This window comes from Streptomyces sp. NPDC007095 (assembly GCF_040634475.1).
Classification (GTDB): domain Bacteria; phylum Actinomycetota; class Actinomycetes; order Streptomycetales; family Streptomycetaceae; genus Streptomyces.
Genome location: NZ_JBEYFS010000227.1, coordinates 1 through 18,990 on the forward strand (window position 1 = coordinate 1; position 18,990 = coordinate 18,990).

18 protein-coding genes are annotated in these 18,990 nt (G+C 70.0%); 2 read left to right on the plus strand and 16 right to left on the minus strand.

Features of this window, described 5'->3' with window-relative positions; all coding sequences use genetic code 11:
* Window positions 1-109 precede the first annotated feature (109 nt).
* From nusB to aroC, 7 genes are all read right to left on the minus strand, one after another.
* A complete protein-coding gene (gene nusB, locus ABZ656_RS46875) occupies window positions 110-544 on the minus strand; it encodes a transcription antitermination factor NusB (RefSeq protein ID WP_360277232.1) in 435 nt (144 codons plus the stop codon).
* A gap of 2 nt (window positions 545-546) precedes the next feature.
* Window positions 547-1,113 (minus strand): elongation factor P, encoded by a 567-nt coding sequence (gene efp / locus ABZ656_RS46880; RefSeq protein WP_010988257.1) that lies wholly within the window; start codon window positions 1,111-1,113, stop codon window positions 547-549.
* A 58-nt stretch (window positions 1,114-1,171) separates the two neighbouring features.
* Window positions 1,172-2,278 (minus strand): aminopeptidase P family protein, encoded by a 1,107-nt coding sequence (locus tag ABZ656_RS46885; RefSeq protein ID WP_101406261.1) that lies wholly within the window; start codon window positions 2,276-2,278, stop codon window positions 1,172-1,174.
* A gap of 166 nt (window positions 2,279-2,444) precedes the next feature.
* On the minus strand, window positions 2,445-3,314 hold the full coding sequence (locus tag ABZ656_RS46890; protein ID WP_360277235.1) for a Pro-rich N-terminal domain-containing protein: 870 nt from the start codon (window positions 3,312-3,314) through the stop codon (window positions 2,445-2,447).
* Between the two features lie 219 nt (window positions 3,315-3,533).
* Window positions 3,534-4,625, minus strand: coding sequence for a 3-dehydroquinate synthase (gene aroB / locus ABZ656_RS46895; RefSeq protein ID WP_101406259.1), 1,092 nt, complete (start codon window positions 4,623-4,625; stop codon window positions 3,534-3,536).
* Window positions 4,622-5,140 carry a shikimate kinase gene (locus ABZ656_RS46900; RefSeq protein WP_101406258.1) on the minus strand — a complete coding sequence of 173 codons (519 nt, stop codon included), beginning with the start codon at window positions 5,138-5,140 and terminating at the stop codon, window positions 4,622-4,624. Before ABZ656_RS46900 ends, aroB begins: the two co-directional genes overlap by 4 nt.
* Window positions 5,137-6,321, minus strand: a complete 1,185-nt coding sequence (aroC, locus tag ABZ656_RS46905) for a chorismate synthase (protein ID WP_101406257.1) — start codon at window positions 6,319-6,321, stop codon at window positions 5,137-5,139. The genes ABZ656_RS46900 and aroC overlap by 4 nt, the downstream gene beginning before the upstream one ends.
* Before the next feature lie 314 nt (window positions 6,322-6,635).
* Between aroC and ABZ656_RS46910 the strand changes: the two genes are divergently transcribed.
* The gene (locus ABZ656_RS46910) at window positions 6,636-7,121 is read left to right on the plus strand and encodes a hypothetical protein (RefSeq protein ID WP_101406256.1); all 486 of its coding nucleotides are present in this window, start codon (window positions 6,636-6,638) and stop codon (window positions 7,119-7,121) included.
* 85 nt (window positions 7,122-7,206) lie between these two features.
* Here ABZ656_RS46910 and ABZ656_RS46915 read toward each other — a convergent pair whose 3' ends face one another.
* The 6 genes from ABZ656_RS46915 to ABZ656_RS46940 form a co-directional block, all read right to left on the minus strand.
* Window positions 7,207-8,049, minus strand: coding sequence for a shikimate dehydrogenase (locus ABZ656_RS46915; protein ID WP_101406255.1), 843 nt, complete (start codon window positions 8,047-8,049; stop codon window positions 7,207-7,209).
* Window positions 8,030-9,874, minus strand: coding sequence for an endolytic transglycosylase MltG (gene mltG / locus ABZ656_RS46920; RefSeq protein WP_360277240.1), 1,845 nt, complete (start codon window positions 9,872-9,874; stop codon window positions 8,030-8,032). The genes ABZ656_RS46915 and mltG overlap by 20 nt, the downstream gene beginning before the upstream one ends.
* Window positions 9,875-9,996: 122 nt before the next feature.
* Window positions 9,997-10,461, minus strand: a complete 465-nt coding sequence (ruvX, locus tag ABZ656_RS46925; RefSeq protein ID WP_101408270.1) for a Holliday junction resolvase RuvX — start codon at window positions 10,459-10,461, stop codon at window positions 9,997-9,999.
* A gap of 35 nt (window positions 10,462-10,496) precedes the next feature.
* Window positions 10,497-13,169 (minus strand): alanine--tRNA ligase, encoded by a 2,673-nt coding sequence (gene alaS / locus ABZ656_RS46930; RefSeq protein WP_360277243.1) that lies wholly within the window; start codon window positions 13,167-13,169, stop codon window positions 10,497-10,499.
* Window positions 13,169-13,513 carry a DUF6167 family protein gene (locus tag ABZ656_RS46935; RefSeq protein WP_168490034.1) on the minus strand — a complete coding sequence of 115 codons (345 nt, stop codon included), beginning with the start codon at window positions 13,511-13,513 and terminating at the stop codon, window positions 13,169-13,171. The genes alaS and ABZ656_RS46935 overlap by 1 nt, the downstream gene beginning before the upstream one ends.
* A gap of 7 nt (window positions 13,514-13,520) precedes the next feature.
* Entirely contained in the window at window positions 13,521-13,955 is a 435-nt protein-coding gene (locus ABZ656_RS46940; RefSeq protein WP_101406251.1) for a DUF948 domain-containing protein, read from the minus strand.
* 200 nt (window positions 13,956-14,155) lie between these two features.
* Between ABZ656_RS46940 and ABZ656_RS46945 the strand changes: the two genes are divergently transcribed.
* Window positions 14,156-16,315, plus strand: a complete 2,160-nt coding sequence (locus ABZ656_RS46945; RefSeq protein WP_360277246.1) for an AAA family ATPase — start codon at window positions 14,156-14,158, stop codon at window positions 16,313-16,315.
* A gap of 33 nt (window positions 16,316-16,348) precedes the next feature.
* Here the strand turns inward: ABZ656_RS46945 and rpsD are convergent, their stop codons facing one another.
* The 3 genes from rpsD to ABZ656_RS46960 all read right to left on the minus strand — a co-directional run.
* Complete coding sequence (rpsD, locus tag ABZ656_RS46950; RefSeq protein ID WP_101406249.1) at window positions 16,349-16,963, minus strand: 30S ribosomal protein S4; 615 nt, start codon at window positions 16,961-16,963, stop codon at window positions 16,349-16,351.
* A 315-nt stretch (window positions 16,964-17,278) separates the two neighbouring features.
* Window positions 17,279-18,634, minus strand: a complete 1,356-nt coding sequence (locus ABZ656_RS46955) for a replication-associated recombination protein A (RefSeq protein WP_101408269.1) — start codon at window positions 18,632-18,634, stop codon at window positions 17,279-17,281.
* Window positions 18,635-18,678: 44 nt separating this feature from the next.
* Window positions 18,679-18,990: vitamin K epoxide reductase family protein (locus ABZ656_RS46960; RefSeq protein WP_360277255.1), on the minus strand; the 312-nt coding region annotated here is incomplete at its 5' end.

Sequence of the window (18,990 nt, forward strand, 5' to 3'; positions counted from 1 at the left end):
CGGCCACCCCGGCGGCTTTCTGCGGGCCTCGGGAGCCTCATGGACGCGGGCCCTCCGGCGTTTTCGTACGTCGTCCACGGGCGCGTACGGACCACGGGCGCCGTACGCGCTAGGCCTCGTCGCGGCGCAGCGACGGCTTCAGGTTCTTCAGCCGGCCCAGCAGGCCGTTCACGAACGAGGGCGACTCGTCCGTGGAGAACTCCTTGGCCAACTGCACCGCCTCGTCGAGGACGACGGCGTCGGGGGTCCCGTCGACCCAGATCAGCTCGTAGGCGCCGAGGCGCAGGATGTTGCGGTCGACGACCGGCATCCTGTCCAGCGTCCAGTCGACGGCGTACGTCGCGATGAGCTCGTCGATCCGCTTCGCCTTGGTGGCGTAGCCCTCGACCAACTCCATCGTGTACTCGCTGACCGGCGGCTGCCGGGTGTCGCTCCGGGAGTGCCGGATCCAGTCCGCGAGGACCGTCAGGACGTCCACGCCGCGCTGGTCGCCCTCGAAGAGGATCTGGAAGGCGCGCTTGCGGGCCGTGTTGCGGGCAGCCACGGTTAGCTGTTCACCCGGCCGAGGTAGTCGCTCGTGCGGGTGTCGACCTTGATCTTCTCACCGGTGGTGATGAAGAGCGGGACCTGGATCTGGTGACCGGTCTCCAGGGTGGCGGGCTTGGTGCCACCGGTGGAGCGGTCGCCCTGGACACCCGGCTCGGTCTCCTGGATGACGAGCTCGACGGCGGCCGGCAGCTCGACGAAGAGCACCTCGCCCTCGTGCTGCGCGACGGTGGCGGTGAAGCCCTCGATCAGGAAGTTGGCGGCGTCGCCGACGGACTTGCGGTCGACCATGAGCTGGTCGTACGTGTCCATGTCCATGAAGACGAAGTACTCGCCGTCCATGTACGAGAACTGCATGTCGCGCTTGTCGATCGTGGCCGTCTCGACCTTGACGCCGGCGTTGAACGTCTTGTCGACGACCTTGCCGGAGAGCACGTTCTTCAGCTTGGTGCGCACGAAGGCCGGGCCCTTGCCGGGCTTGACGTGCTGGAACTCGACGACGGACCAGAGCTGGCCTCCGTCGAGCTTGAGCACCAGGCCGTTCTTGAGGTCGTTCGTGGAAGCCACGGTTGCGGAATCTCCTGGACTGACGTGGACGACCCCGGGACACGCGCGTAGCGATTGGCTAGAGCGCGAGCAGTTCCTTGGTCGTGATGGTGAGTAGCTCGGGTCCGCCGTCCGCCTCGGGGCGTACGACGAGCGTGTCATCGATCCTGACACCGCCCCGGCCCGGGAGGTGGACCCCCGGTTCGACGGTGACCGGCACGCAAGTGTCCAGTTTACCCATGGCCGCGGGGGCGAGCTGCGGGTCCTCGTCGATTTCGAGCCCCACACCGTGCCCGGTCAGCGGAGGAAGGCCCTCCGTGTGGCCCGCGGAGCCGAGCACCTGGCGTGCGGCCCGGTCCACGTCACGGTAGGCGGCGCCGGGTACCAGCGCCTCGCGTCCGGCCCGCTGGGCGGCGAAGACGAGGTCGTACAGGTCGATCTGCCAGTCGGCGGGCGAGGTACCGATCACAAAGGTGCGGCCGATTTCGCAGCGGTAGCCGCGGTAGGTCGCGCCGAGGCAGACGGAAAGGAAATCTCCCTCCTCGACCCGCCGGTCGGTGGGCCGGTGCCCGCGCCGCCCGGAGTTCGGGCCGGTGCCGACGGAGGTCGCGAAGGCGGGGCCGTCGGCGCCGTGGTCGACGAGCCGGCGCTCCAGCTCCAGGGCGAGATGCCGCTCGGTGCGGCCGACGAGAATCGATTCGAGGAGCTCCCCGAGCGCCTGGTCGGCGATCTCGGCGCCGATCCGCAGACAGGAGATCTCCTCCTCGTCCTTGATCACCCGCAGCTGCTCCACCGCACCGCCCAGGTCGGCGAGGCGCAGCTGGGGTGCCACCGAGCCGATGGCCCGGTGCCGGGTCACGGTGAGGTGGTGCTCCTCGACCGCCAGGGAGTCGGCGCCCTGGGCGATGGCGGCGTCGGCGGCGGCCACCGCCGCGTCGCCCCCGCCGCGCGGCAGCACCTGCACGCGCAGCGCCTCGTCGGGACGTCCCTCGACGGCCTCGCCGCTCGGCGGAGCGCCGCAGAGCAGCAGGTCCTCACTCCTGCCCAGCAGGAGGGCGGCACCGCGCGGGGCCGCGCCCGCGAGGTACCTCACGTTGGCCGGGCGGGTGACGAGCGCCGTCGCGCTGCCGCCCGCCGCACAGCGCTCCCGAAGCCGCTCGCGTCGCGCCGCGTACACCTCTGACATAAATCGAGCCTACGAGCGTCGACGCGATGTCGCCGTTCCAGCGGGGCCGGATGGGCGGTAGGCGGTCGGCGGTGAGACGGAGACACCGCTGGCGAGGGTCAGGGGGCCGGTTCCGCGATCGCGATCGGCGCAAGGCCGACCGGCAGTACCCGCCGGCCCCGCGGGGTTACCACTGCGGTGGGCTCGCGAGGGAGCGGGCCAGGACCTCGTCCAGGACGCGGGCCGTGGACGGGACGTCGAGCTGGGAGTTGTCGATGATGGGGAGCCCGGAGCCGTACCAGCCGGCCATCCGGCCGTGGATACGGGCGACTTCCTCGTCGGTCAGGCGGCGGTTTCCGGAGCGCTCGGCGTTGCGCTCCAGGACTATCTCCAGGCCCGGCAACAACACCACGGGCAGCAGCCCCGGCCCGACGTGTCGCTTCCAGCCGCCGAGGCCGACGACCGGGCGGTCCGGGAAGACCGCGTCGTCGAGGATGCAGGAGATGCCGTTCGCCAGGAAGTTCCGCGCGGCGAAGCCGCAGGTGCGGCGGGCCAGGCGGTACTGCGCCTCCGAATGGTCGTTCCACCCCGACTGCGGATCGGCGAAGCCCGAGCGCACCCATTCGCGTACGTCGTCGAGGCTGATGTGGGCGGTCGGCACCCGGCGGTGGTCCGCCCAGTACTTGGCGACGCTCGTCTTGCCCGCACCCGCGGGCCCGATGAGCAGCACGGCGAGGGTGGTCGCCGCGGGGTCGGGGGCGCCCGGGGCGCTGGGCATGGCGACCGGGCCGCCCGGGGGCAGCTGCACATGCCCCGTCGTGTCGGGGATCGGCGCTGCGGGGGCGTGCTGCGGGGGCGCGGGATGCGGCAGGTGCGAGGGCGGCGCCGGATGTCCCGGCGGCGGACCGGTGAAGCCGGGGGCGGGTGGGCTCGTGGGTGCCGGACCGGAGGGTCCGCCCGGGTGTCCCGGGTGCTGTGCGGCCGGCGACCAGCCGGCGGCCGGTCCGTGCCCCGGCTGGTGGGGCGGCGGCAGCGGAGCCCCCCCTGCGTGCTGCATCCGGTGCCACTCCGTCTCGTGATCTTTTCGCCCATTCGCTCGCGGCAGGCGATTGACGCCGGCGAGCGGAGCCTCCCGCTCTCCCCCACAGCCTGAAGGGCGCGGGAGGGACCCCACCGAACGGTACCTTCCCCGGCCGTCGTTGTGTGAACGGCCGGGGAAGCCGGGGAGTGCCCATGAACGGAGGGCAAACAGGGCCAAGCAGGGGCCCGTTGGGAGCTACTCCCCCACTTCGCCGTACGCGGCGAGGAGCACCGCCGGGTCGGGGCCCTCCAGGACGGTCGGCTTGGCCAGACCGTCGAGGACGATGAAGCGCAGCAGGTTGCCGCGGGACTTCTTGTCGACCTTCATGTTCTCCAGCAGCTTGGGCCACTGGTCGTAGCGGTAGCTGAGCGGGAGGCCGACGGACTCCAGGATCGTGCGGTGGCGGTCGGCGGTCGCGTCGTCCAGCCGGCCCGCCAGTCGGCCGAGTTCGGCGGCGAAGTGCATGCCGACGGCGACGGCCGCGCCGTGCCGCCACTTGTAGCGCTCGTTCTTCTCGATGGCGTGCGCGAGAGTGTGGCCGTAGTTGAGGATCTCGCGGAGCCCCGACTCCTTGAGGTCGCCGGAGACGACCTCGGCCTTCACCTTGATGGAGCGCTCGATGAGCTCGGCGGTGTGCGGGCCCGCGGGCGTCCGCGCCGCCTCGGGGTCGGACTCGATGAGCTCCAGGATCACCGGGTCGGCGATGAAGCCGGCCTTGATGATCTCCGCGAGCCCGGAGACGAAGTCGTTGACCGGCAGCGAGTCGAGCGCGGCCAGGTCGCAGAGCACGCCCGCGGGCGGGTGGAAGGAGCCGACGAGGTTCTTGCCCTCGGCGGTGTTGATGCCGGTCTTGCCGCCGACCGCCGCGTCGACCATGCCGAGCACGGTGGTGGGGACGGCGATCCAGCGCACCCCGCGCAGCCAGGTCGCCGCGACGAACCCGGCGAGGTCGGTGGTGGCGCCGCCGCCCACGCCGACGACGACGTCGGTGCGGGTGAAGCCGGACTGGCCGAGCGCCTTCCAGCAGTAGGCGGCCACCTCCGCGGTCTTGGCCTCCTCCGCGTTGGGCACCTGGATGGCGACGGCCTCGAAGCCCTGTCCGGCCAGGTCGGCGCGGAGCGCGTCCCCGGTCTCGGCGAGCGCCTCGGGGTGGATGATCGCGACGCGCTGGGCCTTGTCGCCGATCAACGCGCCCAGTTCACCGAGGAGTTGACGGCCGACCAGGACCTCGTACGGGTCGGTGCCCGCGGTGCCGCCGACCTGGATACGCGTCACTGCCTCGCTCATGCTTCCTTCAACTCCAGTGCGTCGAGGACGGCTTGGGCGACCTCTTCGGGGGTGCGGCCGTCGGTGGGCACGACCGCGCGGGCGACTTCGGTGTACAGATGGCGGCGGGCCTCCATCAGCTCGCGCCACTGCCGGCGCGGGTTGACGGCGAGCAGCGGACGGGCCGCGTTCAGGCCGGTGCGCTGGACCGCCTCCTCGACGTCCATCGAGAGGTAGACGACCCGGTGCCCGGCGAGCAGCGCGCGGGTGTCGGCGTCGAGGATCGAGCCGCCGCCCAGCGCCAGTACCCCGTCGTGCTCGGCCAGCGCCTTGTGCACGGCGCTCTTCTCGATGGCGCGGAAGACCGGCTCGCCCTCGTCGACGAAGATGTCGGCGATGGTGCGGCCCTGCTCGGCCACGATGTCGTCGTCCGTGTCGCGGTAGGCGCAGCCGAGCCGGCCTGCGACCAACGCGCCGACGGTGGACTTGCCGACACCCATCGGCCCGACGAGGACGACCAGTGGTCCAGCGGTCACCGCACGACCAGGTTCTCGAGGTAGGACTCGACGTTGCGCCGCGTCTCGGGCACGCTGTCGCCGCCGAACTTCTCGGCCACCGCGTCCGCGAGGACGAGGGCGACCATGGCCTCGGCGACGATTCCGGCGGCCGGGACCGCGCAGACGTCGGAGCGCTGGTGGTGGGCCTTGGCTGCCTCGCCGGTCGCCACGTCGATCGTGGCCAGCGCGCGCGGCACAGTCGCGATCGGCTTCATCGCGGCGCGCACGCGCAGCAGCTCGCCGGTGGTCAGACCGCCCTCGGTGCCGCCGGAGCGGCCGGAGGTGCGGCGGATGCCGTCCTCGGTGTGGACGATCTCGTCGTGGGCCTTGGAGCCGGGCACACGGGCCAGTTCGAAGCCGTCGCCGACCTCGACGCCCTTGATCGCCTGGATGCCCATGAGCGCGGCCGCGAGCCGGGCGTCGAGGCGCCGGTCCCAGTGCACGTGCGAGCCGAGGCCCACCGGCACGCCGTACGCGAGCACCTCGACGACGCCGCCGAGGGTGTCGCCGTCCTTGTGGGCCTGGTCGATCTCCGCGACCATCGCCTTCGACGCGTCGGCGTCGAGGCAGCGCACGGGGTCGGCGTCGAGCCTCTCGACGTCCGAGGGCTTGGGGTAGACGCCGTACGGGGCCTTCGCCGCGGCCAGCTCGACGACGTGCGAGACGATCTCGATCCCGGCCGTCTCCTTCAGGTACGAACGGGCCACGGCGCCCAGCGCGACACGGGCCGCGGTCTCACGGGCGGAGGCGCGCTCCAGGATCGGCCGGGCCTCGTCGAAGCCGTACTTCTGCATACCCGCGAGGTCTGCGTGGCCGGGCCGGGGCCGGGTCAGCGGCGCGTTGCGGGCCACCTCCGCCAGCACCGACGGGTCGACCGGGTCGGCCGACATGACCTGCTCCCACTTGGGCCACTCGGTGTTGCCGACCATGACGGCCACCGGCGAGCCGAGGGTGAGACCGTGCCGGACACCGCCCAGGAAGGTGACCTCGTCACGCTCGAACTTCATCCGGGCACCGCGTCCATAGCCCAGGCGCCGCCGGGCGAGGTGGTCCGCCACCATCTCCGTGGTGATCGGCACGCCGGCGGGAAGGCCCTCCAGCGTCGCGACAAGTGCGGGACCGTGGGACTCCCCCGCGGTCAGCCAGCGCAACCTGCTCAACGGTGCTCCTCATGCTCGCGCTCTGGTACTGCCCTACGCGCGTCCTCGCGTACGTCGTCGGCGTGACCGGGTGCGCGGCTCCGGCCAGCCACCTCCGATCCTCCCACGTCCGCGCCCCGACCCGGTGGCAGGTCCGTCAGACGGACAGTGCTCCCCAGGATCGGCGATCTCGCCTCATCGCGCGCGTAATGAGACACACCCTCTCCAACTTCACCCTTCACCGAAACTTCACCAGAACTTGACTTCATATTGACCTTGATCACGACAGTCGATAACCTTCGGGCGAATTCATCGCCGATCACCCAGGAGGGGAAATGGGTTTCGCGCGCAAGGTCGTACAGGCACTCATCGCCTGTGCGATAGCCCTGGCAGGAATCGTCGCACTCGACACCCCGGCCAGCGCATACGACTCCCGCAGTTGCGGGACCACCCAGAGAAAATCGTTCGACACACCGGGCGACAATGTCGTGCTCTGGATAACCCCGTGTGTGGAAAGAAGCGGTTCCTCCAGCCGCGCGAACTTGATCTTCGAATGGACCCACGGCGACGGACTGGTCAACGACTACGACTACTTCGAAGTCATCAGCCGGCTCGAAAAGAACGACGCTTATATTGAATCATCCGTCTGCTTCCTCACCGGAGCGATCAACCAGAACTACAGCGGGACGTACAACTGCAGAACCGCATACCACTCCGGTACGAGGATCTACACCGCGGACGGTAAAGCGAACTACGACATCAACAACGACGGGGAGGGCATGCAGCCCGCCTGGGAAATCACCGGATCCCCTGTGTACTGATTAAAAATCGACCGAATGCGGGTCCCAATCCTTGAGGATTGGGACCCACATTCGGTGTCACAGCGCAGATCGCATTCGGCCGTGCTCAACGGCGGTTCATGAGTGCCTGCTCGCCCGCCTTCCGCATGGCGTCGAGCGGCGCGGGGGCGCGTCCGGTCATCTGCTCGACCTGGAGCACCGCCTGGTGCACGAGCAGGTCGAGTCCGCTGACCACGGCGCCGCCGTAGCCGGACCAGCGGGCCGCGAGGTCGGTGGGCCACGGGTCGTACAGCACGTCGAAGAGCGTCGCGGGCCGTTCCGGGACCGCGGCGGACAGGGCGTCCGTCGTACCCGCCGGGGTGGTGGCGATCACGAGTGGGGCGCGCAGGGCCTGCGCGGCCTGCGCCCAGTCCTGCGTACGGACCTCCACGTCGAGCCGCTCGCCCCACCGCCGCATCTCGGCGGCCCGCTCCGCGCTGCGGACGTAGGCGACGACCTCGCCGGTGCAGATCTGGGCGAGCGCGGCCAGCGCGGAGGAGGCGGTGGCACCCGCGCCGAGGATCGCGGCGGAGTCCACCTGCTCGATCCCGCGCTCGCGCAGCGCGGCGACCATCCCGGGGATGTCGGTGTTGTCGCCGACGCGACGGCCGTCCTCGGTGAACACGACCGTGTTGACGGCCTCGACCGAGGCCGCCGTCTCGCTGACCTCGTCGAGCAGCGGGATGACGGCCCGCTTGAGCGGCATGGTCAGCGACAGGCCCGCCCACTCGGGACCGAGGTCCCCGAAGAAGCCCGGCAGCGCCTCCTCGTCGATCTCGAAACGGTCGTAGGACCAGTCGCCGAGTCCCAACTCCCGGTACGCGGTGCGGTGCAGCACCGGGGAGAGGGAATGGGCGACCGGGGAGCCGAGTACCGCGGCCCTTCGGGCGTCAGTTGCCCGAGCTCTCATTGAACTTTTCCTTGAGCTTCTGGAATTCCGCATAGGTCTTGGCGAATTCGGTGTTGCTCTGACCGTCGGTCGCCACGAAATAGATCCAGCCGTCACTGGTCGGGTTCAACGTCGCCTTGATCGCGTCGTCACCGGGGTTGCCGATCGGTCCGGGCGGCAGACCCTTCCGCGTATAGGTGTTGTACGGGTCCTTGTTGCTGTTGATCTCGGACTCGCTGATGTGGATGTTGCTCTGGCCCTTCAGGTAATTGAAGGTCGAGTCGAACTGGAGCAGCCTGTTGGTCTCCGTGTTCGTGGACTTGAGACGGTTGTAGACCACCTCGGCCATCTTGCGGAAGTCGTCGTGCGTCTTGCCCTCGGCCTGGACGAGGCTCGCGACCGTGACGACCTGGAGCGGGTTCACCAGGTTCAGTTCCTTGGCCTTGGCCACGAGGTTGTAGGCCGCGTACCTCTCCTTGGCCTGCGTCACCATCTGCTTCAGGATCGCCTCGGGCTTCATGCCCTTGGCGGCGGGATAGGTCGCCGGGTAGAGGAATCCTTCCAGCGGATCCTTTATGTCCTTGCTGTCGTTCGCCCAGCTGGGAAGTCCGAAGGTCTTGTACTCCTTCTTGGCGATCTTCCCGGTGGTGCCGTCCGCGAGGTCGAGCTTCTTGTCGATCGCCTGGTAGACAACGACGTTGCGCTGCCCAGGGGCGACGATCACGTTGTTCTGGCTCTTGGGGTCGAGCATCAGCTTGACCGCGCTGGCAGCCGACATGCTCTTCCTCAGCACATACGCGCCCGCCTGGATCTTGTCCCCGTCGGGGGTCTGCTGCTGAGCGGACACGAAGGCGTCGACGCTCTTGACGACGCCGGCTTCCTTCAGCACCCGCCCGATCGCATAACCGAACGCGCCCTTGGGAATCTCGACCGTCACCTCGCCCGTGCCGTCACCCGCGTAGTCCGGAGCCGCGCCGAAACGATTTTGGTAGGTGTGATACCCGTAATATCCGACTCCGCCGATACCGCCGCCGAAGACCAGCACGACCACCAGGCAGGCGCAGCCGCTGCGGCGCTTCTTGCCCTTTTCGCCCTTGCCGCCGCGGCCCTTCCGGTCGCCGCGACCGGCCTTCGGATCGTCGTCGTCGAAGTCGTCATCGTCGTCACCGCCCGCGAAGAAGGCGTGTTCGCCCTGGTCGGGGCCTGGATCCCAGTCGATCTGCGGCTCGGGCTCGGCACGGCGACGGGCGGGCGGCTCCGGCGGCGGATACGCGTCGGGAGTGCCGTAGAAGTCGGGCTGCTCACCGGTGTACCCGGCGGCCTGGTTGCCGTACGGGTCGTTCGGGTCGGCGGCGTAGGTGGCCTGGTGCTGCGTCCCGTTGTCCCAGCCGCCGTCGTGGTACTGCTGCTGGTCCTGTCCGTTGTACTGCTGCCGGCCCTGATCGACGTACTGCTGCTGCTCCTGGCCGGGGTACTGCTGCGGATACTGCTGCCGACCCTGGCCATGGAAGTGCTGCTGGCCCTGGTCGTGATACTGCTGCGGGCCCTGGCCATCGAAGTGCTGCTGGCCCTGGTCGTGATACTGCTGCGGGCCCTGGCCTTCGAAGTGCTGCTGGTTCTGGGCGCCGTACTGCTGCTCCTGGCTGTAGCCGCCCTGCTGGTCCGGGCTCCACTCGCCGTACTGGGACTGCTGGTGCTGCTGCTGCGGCTGCTGCGGGTGGTGCTGCGGCTGGCCGCCGTAGGGAGGCCGGCCGTCGACGGCCTGTCCTCCCCATCCGCCGTCCCCGTACAACGGGTCCTCCGGATTCCACGGTTCGGAGCCTGCGCCCCGGCCATACTCAGTCATCGATCCCCTAGAGCCGCGAGGCGGTGGCTGCTGTCGCTGGTGGCTCGGCTCCCGTCCGCCTCTTCGCTGTGCGGTGGCTGTTCGAACACCACCACATCGCGCGGAACGTTACCGTATCGCGATCAGATGACCACTTCGACGCCCTCGCCCGGTGCGTTCCCTGACGCCCGTTCGGACTCCAGAGCCTGCTGCAGGATGACGACAGCGGCCGCCTGATCGATGACGGACCTGCCCTTCTTGGACTTCACGCCCGACGCGCGCAGCCCCTGACTGGCCGTCACTGTGGTCATCCTCTCGTCGAGGAGCCGGACCCCGACGGGCGCGATCGCCCGGGCCAGCTCCTGGGCGAAGGCGCGCACCTTCACGGCGGCGGGGCCCTCGCCCCCCTTGAGGGAGCGAGGGAGCCCGACGACGACCTCGATCGGCTCGTACTCCTCGACGAGTTGCTTCAACCGGCGCTGCGCGGCGGGGACGTCACGCCCCGGCACGGTCTCGACCGGAGTCGCGAGGATCCCGTCGGGGTCGCACGAGGCGACTCCGATCCGGGCGTCCCCGACGTCGATCGCGAGCCGGCGGCCGCGGCGCATGCCCCGGCCGTCACCGCTCTGCTGACCGTCCGTGCTCACTTGGCCGTCTCGGCGACGAGCCGCTCGACCGCGTCGGCGGCCTCGCCGATGGCGGCCGGGTTCTGGCCGCCGCCCTGGGCGACGTCCGGCTTGCCGCCACCGCCGCCGCCGAGGGTCTTGGCGGCCGTACGGACCAGGTCACCGGCCTTGAGGCCACGCTCGCGGGCGGCCTCGTTGGTGGCGATGACCGTGAGCGGCTTGCCGCCCGCGGTGGTGAACAGGGCCACCACGGCGGCCCGTCCGCCCTGGATGCGGCCGCGCACGTCGAGGACCAGCTTGCGCAGGTCGTCGGCGCTCGTGCCGTCCGGGACCTGACCTGTGACCAGAGCCACACCGCGGACGTCCTTGGCGGACTCGACGAGACCGGCGGCGGCCTGCAGGACCTTCTCCGCGCGGAACTTCTCGATCTCCTTCTCGGCGTCCTTCAGCTTGCCGAGCATGGCGGAGACCTTCTCGGGGAGCTCCTCGGGACGGCCCTTGATCAGCTCCTGGAGCTGGGCGACGACCGTGTGCTCGCGGGCGAGGAAGTTGTAGGCGTCGACGCCCACCAGAGCCTCGATACGCCGTACGCCGGAGCCGATCGAGGACTCGCCGAGCAGCTTGACCAGGCCGAGCTGGGAGGTGTTGTGCACATGCGTGCCGCCGCACAGCTCCTTGGAGAAGTCGCCGATGGTCACGACGCGGACGCGCTCGCCGTACTTCTCGCCGAACTCGGCGATGGCGCCCTGCTTCTTGGCCTCGTCGAGGCTCAGGATCTCGGCGTGCACGTCCAGGTCCCGGGCGAGCACCTCGTTGATCTTCTGCTCGACGTCGGTCATGACGGTCGTCGGAACGGCCGAGGGGGAACCGAAGTCGAAGCGGAAGCGGCCGGGCTGGTTCTCGGAACCGGCCTGGGCGGCCGTCGGGCCGAGGGCGTCGCGCAGGGCCTGGTGGGTGAGGTGCGTGGCCGAGTGGGCGCGGGCGATGGCCGTCCGGCGACGGGAGTCGATGGTGGCCTGGGCCTGGGCACCGACGGTGACCTCGCCGACCTGGACGACGCCCTTGTGGACGTACACACCCGGTACGGGCTTCTGGCAGTCACGGATCTCGATGACGGCACCGGTGTCGACCTTGATGCGGCCGGTGTCGCCGATCTGGCCGCCGCCCTCGGCGTAGAACGGGGTGCGGTCGAGGACGATCTCGACCTCGTCGCCCTCGGTGGCGGCGGGCGAGGAGACACCGCCGACCAGGATGCCGACGATGCGCGACTCGCCGTCGGTCCGGTCGTAGCCGATGAACTCGGTCTCACCGGCGGCGTCGGCGATCTGACGGTAGGCGCCGAGGTCGGCGTGGCCCGTCTTCTTGGCCTGGGCGTCGGCCTTGGCCTTGTCCCGCTGCTCCTTCATCAGACGCCGGAAGCCGTCCTCGTCCACCGAAAGGCCCTGCTCGGCGGCCATTTCGAGGGTGAGGTCGATCGGGAAGCCCCAGGTGTCATGGAGCAGGAAGGCCTTGTCGCCGGCGAGCACCGTGCCGCCGGACTCCTTGGTGTCCGAGATGGCCGTGTCGAGGATGTTCGTGCCGGCCTTCAGCGTCTTGAGGAAGGCCGCCTCCTCGGCGAGGGCCACGGTCTCGATCCGCCGACGGTCGCTGACCAGTTCCGGGTACTGCTGGCCCATCATCTCGATCACGACGTCGATGAGGTCCTTGACGACCGGACCGGTGGCGCCGAGCAGCCGCATGTTGCGGATGGCGCGGCGCATGATGCGGCGCAGGACGTAGCCGCGGCCCTCGTTGCCGGGGCTCACGCCGTCGCCGATGAGCATCACGGAGGTGCGCATGTGGTCGGTGACCACGCGCAGCGAGACGTCGGAGTCGTGGGCGGCGCCGTACTCGACACCCGTCAGCTCGGTGGCCTTCTTGATGACGGCCATGGAGGTGTCGATCTCGTACATGTTCTGCACGCCCTGCAGAATCATGGCGAGGCGTTCCATGCCGAGGCCGGTGTCGATGTTCTTGCTGGGCAGCTCGCCGAGGATCTCGAAGTCCTCCTTCGAGGTGCCCTCACCGCGCTCGTACTGCATGAAGACCAGGTTCCAGATCTCCACGTACCGCTCGTCGTTCACGGCCGGGCCGCCCTCGACCCCGAACTCGGGGCCGCGGTCGTAGTTGATCTCGGAACACGGGCCGCAGGGGCCGGGGACGCCCATGGACCAGTAGTTGTCCTTCTTGCCCAGACGCTGGATGCGCTCGGCCGGGACACCGATCTTGTCGCGCCAGATGGACTCGGCCTCGTCGTCGTCGAGGTAGACCGTGATCCACAGACGCTCGGGGTCGAGCCCGTAACCACCCTTGTCCTGGGGCGAGGTGAGCAGCTCCCAGGCGTAGGTGATCGCGCCTTCCTTGAAGTAGTCACCGAAGGAGAAGTTGCCGCACATCTGGAAGAACGTGCCGTGCCGGGTGGTCTTGCCGACCTCTTCGATGTCGGGCGTGCGCACGCACTTCTGCACGCTGGTGGCGCGCGACCACGGCGGCTTGACCTCACCGAGGAAGTACGGCTTGAAGGGCACCATGCCCGCGGGGACCAGGAGCAGAGTCGGGTCGTCCGCGATGAGCGACGCCGAGGGAACGACAGTGTGACCGCGCTCCTCGTAGAAGCTCAACCAGCGGCGGCGAATCTCGGCCGACTCCATCAGTGGTCCTCATTCCGGTTGTACGAGTACGTCGACCTCTCGACGTACGTCGGGTTCTTGCTGTGTTTCGGACTGCTCTCGATCGCGGCGACACGCCGGGGCCCGGGCAGCTCGGGGTGGTCATTGAGCCCGAGCGCCTCGTCGAGTTCGGCCTCCCGCTCGGCCATGCCGTCACGGACGTCGAGCGCGAAGTCCTTGAGCCGGTGCCCGGCCTCGATCGCCTTGTTCGCGGCCTGGGCCGCGAGGCTCTCGGGAGTCAGCTGCTTGAGCTTGCGGTTGACCTTGGTGGTGGCCCACACACCCGCGGCTGCGCCGGCGGTGAACCAGAACGTACGGCGGAACATCGCTGCGTCAGTCCTTCTTCCGCTTTCCCCGTCGCGCGGACGGGACGGTGCGGCCCACGATCACGGTACGACGGGAGGCCTTGGGGGGCACGTTGTCCTTGCGGCCGCCGATGGCCCGGCGGACGCCGTAGCCGAACGCCGCGACCTTCACCAGCGGGCCGCCGAAGGTGGACGCGACGGTCGTGGAGAGCGCCGACGCGTTCGAGGTGACCTCCTGGACGTCCGACGCGATGGCGTCGACCCGGTCGATCTGGGTCTGCGCGGAGCGCACCGCCGCGGAGGCGTCGGCCAGCAGCGGGACGGCCTGGTCGGTCACGTCCGCCACGAGCTTGGTGGTCGCCCTGAGCGTCTGGGCCAGCCTCGCCAGTGCGACGGCGAGGAAGGAGACCAGGATCGCCCAGAAGACGGCCACCAGGATCCCGGCCACCTCTCCACCGGACACTGTCGCACCCGCTCCCTAGTACGTGCCTGCCAGTACGTGCCTGGACATCGTCTCTGAACATCGTGTCTGAACATCAAAAAGTCGTCCCCCGAGCGTATCGCGCCGGGGCCGCCGCTCCGTACCGCATTACCGGCTGCCGGGCCCGGAGTTGCGCGAAGCGACTGTACGGACCGCTTACGGGTCAGTACGCTCCGTGTCCCATGCGAGCTTCTGAGTGCTCCGACCGGTCCGCACCCGGCAATCTGCCCCTGGAACTCAACGCGTTCGTGGGGCGCACCGCCGAACTCGCACGGCTGGCGGAGGCGCTTGGGCAGGCCCGGCTGGTGACGGTGACGGGCATGGGCGGCATGGGCAAGTCACGCCTCGCGGCACGGGCCGCGGCACACACCCGGCCGCGTGACGGATCATGGCGGGTGGAGCTGGCCTCCGTGCGCGATCCGGATCTCGTCGCGTACGCGCTCATGGAGGCCCTCACGCTGACGGACCAGACGTCGAAGCCGCCCCTCAGGCTGCTCCTCGACCATCTCGCCGAGCGTCAACTCCTGTTGGTCGTGGACGGGTTCGAGCATCTGGTGGACGCGTGCGCCGCGCTGGTCGGCGAGCTGCTGCGGCATGCGCCGGGGCTGCGGGTGCTCGCCGTGGGCCGCAGGCCGCTGGACGTCGAGGGCGAGCTGCTGTTCCCGCTGGCCCCGCTGCGCGAGGGGGAAGCCGCGGAGCTGTTCACGGACCGGGCGGCGGCCCGGGTGCCCGGGTTCACGCTGGACGACGGCGACCGGGCGGACGTCCTGGAGCTGTGCCGATGCCTGGACGGGATCCCGCTCGCCGTCGAGCTGGCCGCGGGCCGGCTGAGCACCCTCTCCCCCGGGCAGCTGCTGTCCCGGCTCGACGACCGCTTCCGGCTGCTGACCGGCGGCGGGCGTGATGCCCTGCCACGCCACCAGACGCTGCGGACGGCGATCGGCTGGAGCCATGAGCTGTGCACGCCCGAGGAGCGGCTGCTGTGGTCGCGGCTCTCGGTGTTCGCCGGACCGTTCGACCTGGAGGCCGCCGAGTACGTGTGCAGCGGCGACGGACTGCACGCCGACGACGTCCTCGACGTGCTGGGCGAGCTGCTCGCGCAGTCCGTGCTGGCGCGCGAGGAGACGACGGCCGGCCTGCGCTACCGGATGCTGGACACGGTGCGGGCGTACGGCGCGGACTGGCTGGTGGCGGCGGGCGACGCGAGCCGGCTGCGCCGCCGCCACCGCGACTGGTACATGGGCCTGGCCACCTGGTGCGAGCTGGACTGGTTCTCGCCGCGGCAGGGTGAGGTGGCCGCGCGCGTCGAGACGGAGCTGCCGAATCTGCGCTCCGCCCTGGAGTACTGCCTGACCGAGCCGGGCGAGACGCATCTGGGCCAGTACCTCGCCGGCAGCCTGTGGTTCTACTGGGTCGGCTGCGGCCGGCTTGCGGAGGGGCGGCACTGGCTGGAGCGCGGGGTGGAGCTCGACAGCGACCGCGACCAGTCGCGGCTGAAGGCCCTGTGGGTGCTCGGCTATGTGGCGATCCTCCAAGGCGACACGGTGCCCGCGATCACCGCGCTCCAGGAGTGCCGCGAGGAGGCCGAACGCACCGACAACCCCACCGCGATCGCCTACGCCGAGCACCGCACCGGGTGTCTGGCGCTGGTCGGCGACGACATGGCACGCGCGGAGACCCTGCTGCGCTCTGCGCTCGACCGCTACCACGAGATCGGCGAGCTCAACAGCAACGTGCTGATGGCCCAGGTCGAGCTGGCGATGGCGCTGGCGTTCCGGGGCGACCTGCCGGGCGCGGTGAAGCTGTGCGAGGACGTCCGCAGGGTCTGCGAGGACCACGGGGAGCGCTGGGCGCTCGCGTACGCGCTGTATGTGCTGGCGTACGAGGCGCAGACCGCGGGCGATCCGGGGCGCGCCCGGGGTCTCCTGGAACAGAGCCTGGACACCGGGCACGCCTTCCACGACCTGCTCGGCACGGTCCTCGCGATCGAGCTGCTGGCGCTGGTCACGGAGACGGAGGGTGATGCGGCCGAGGCCGCGGTGCTGCAGGGGGCGGCGGCCCGGCTGTGGCCCTCGGTGGGCCTGCCGCTGTTCGGCTCGGCGTACTACAACGTGCCGCACGAGCGGTGCGAGGCCGGGGCCCGGCGGCGGCTGGGCGACGAGCGGTACGAGGAGTGCGTACGGGCGGGGGCTCGGCTCGGCCGGGAGGCGGCGGTGGCGCGGGCGCTGCGGGAGCCCGGTCCCCGGCCGCTGGGTGCGGTGCCCTCGCCGCGCGGGCTTCCCCCGGACACGCGGAAGCCCGCCGTCTCGCCCACCTCGAAGGGCGGGGAGACGACGGGCTGACGCGGAGGTGGTGCTACGTGCGCTGGAAGACGATCAGCGGGCGTAGTACTCGACGACGAGCTGCTCGTCGCAGATCACCGGGATCTCCTTGCGGTTCGGCTCGCGGTCCAGGCGGAACGCCAGGGCCGGGAGGTTCACCTGGAGGTAGCGCGGGGTCTCGCCGTCGGGGGCGAAGCCACCGGCGCGGGAGACCTCGAACAGCGTCTTGCTGCGGCTGCGCTCGCGGACCATCACGACGTCGTCGGGCTTGACGCGGAAGGACGGCTTGTCGACCTTCTGGCCGTTGACCTCGATGTGGCCGTGAACGACCATCTGGCGGGCCTGGTAGATCGTGCGGGCGATGCCCGAACGCAGGACCAGCGCGTCGAGACGACGCTCCAGCTCGATGATCAGGGCCTCACCGGTCTTGCCCTGGACCTTGGAGGCACGCTCGTAGGCGCGGACGAGCTGGCGCTCGGACACGTCGTACTGCGCGCGCAGACGCTGCTTCTCGAGCAGACGGACCTTGTAGTCCGAGTTCTGCTTGCGGCCGCGGCCGTGCTCGCCCGGCGGGTAGGGGCGGGCCTCGAAGTACTTGACGGCCTTCGGGGTCAGCGCGATGCCGAGGGCACGCGACTTCTTGACCTTGGGGCGGGACTGATTCGCCACTTTTTCTCTTTCCTTGACTTCGGCTCACCAGAGTTAAGGGAGGTCGCAATCCGCAGCCCGGGAAACCCCGCGGGTCCTCGGGGGACCTGCTGGGCAGCCGCTCCTGGGTCTGGGCACATACGTGCAGCACGCGAGTGGCCCACCGACCGTTCCCGGAGACCGGGTGGTGGTGGGCTGCCCGCGACACCTTCGACGGTGCGCGACGCTCCTGGAATCCCTCCGTGGCGGCAGGGGCTCCGGCTGGATGTCCCGTTCTGGTGGTGCCGACCGGAGCCGGACACGGGACGCAGCGCTTCGCGTCATGTTACAGGGTGGTCAGGGCCGCCCTCTACCGAGGTGCTTCCTGGTCCACTCCACCGCGTCCGCGTAGCGCGCCTCGGCGCCGTGCCGGGTCGGTGTGTAGTACTCCCGGTCCTTGAGCTCTTCCGGGGCGTACTGCTGGGCGGCGATGCCCTCGGGCAGGTCGTGCGGATACACATACCCCTGGGCGTGCCCGAGTTTGGCCGCGCCCTTGTAGTGCCCGTCGCGCAGGTGCATCGGCACCGGGCCCGCGTGCCCCTTGCGTACGTCCTCCATCGCGGCGCCGATGGCCATGGTCGCGGCGTTGGACTTCGGGGCCAGGGCGAGGGCGATGGTGGCGTGGCTGAGGGTCAGCGCGGCCTCGGGGAAGCCGATCATGGCGACGGCCTGGGCGGCGGCCACCGCTATCGGCAGCGCGTTCGGGTCGGCGAGGCCGATGTCCTCGCTGGCGGAGATCATCAGTCGGCGGGCGATGAAGCGGGGGTCCTCGCCGGCCTCGATCATCCGGGCCAGGTAGTGCAGCGCTGCGTCCACGTCGGAGCCGCGGATGGACTTGATGAGGGCGCTCGCCACGTCGTAGTGCTGGTCGCCGTCGCGGTCGTACGTCACGGCGGCGCGGTCGACGGTCTCCTCCAGGGTCTGGAGGGTGATCTCCTGCTCGCCCTTGTCGAGCGCCGCGCCGGCGGCGGCCTCCAGGGCGGTCAGGGCGCGGCGGGCGTCTCCCCCGGCGATGCGCAGCAGGTGCCGCTCGGTGTCCTCGGGGAGGGTGACGGCCTCCTTGAGGCCGCGCTCGTCGGTGAGTGCCCGGCGCAGCAGGCCGCGCAGGTCTTCGTCGGTGAGCGGTTCGAGGGTCAGGAGCAGGGAGCGTGACAGGAGCGGTGAGATCACCGAGAAGTACGGGTTCTCGGTCGTGGCGGCGATCAACGTCACCCAGCGGTTCTCGACGGCCGGGAGCAGGGAGTCCTGCTGGGCCTTGCTGAAGCGGTGGATCTCGTCCAGGAAGAGGACGGTCTCCTTGCCGAAGCCGCCGGTGGCGCGGCGGGCGCCGTCGATGACCGCGCGGACTTCCTTGACGCCCGCGGTGATCGCGGAGAGCTCCACGAAGCGCTTGTTGGTGGCCTTGGAGACGACGTACGCGAGGGTCGTCTTGCCGGTGCCTGGCGGGCCCCAGAGGATCACCGAGGACGGTCCGGCCGGGCCGCCGTTCCCCTCGCCGACGAGTCTGCGCAGGGGTGAGCCAGGCTTCAGCAGATGCTGCTGGCCCACGACCTCGTCGAGGGTACGCGGGCGCATCCGGACGGCCAGGGGGCTGCTGGACGGGTCCTTCTCCTGGCGTTCTTCGGCTGCGGCGGTGAACAGGTCGGGCTCCACGTCCAAAACCCTATGTCACGCCACTGACAATCCACGCAGGGCTGTCAGCTGGTCCAGAAGTCCCACCAGCGGGTCAGGATCAGCATCCCGATGATCCCGATGTGCACGACGGGCAGGACCCAGGTGAACTCGCCGAAGAAGCTCTTCAGCCAGCGCGGGGCGGGCAGGAAGTCGTTGCGGATGTTCGACGAGGTCACGTACCAGAACATGATGATCGTGGCGACCCAGGCCAGCGAGCACCACAGGCACAGCGAGTTGATCCGGTACAGCGACTGGAACTGGAGCCAGGTGCAGAATCCGACGCCGAAGACGGTGCCGGCGTTGAAGGTCAGCCAGTACCAGCGCGGGTAGGTGGC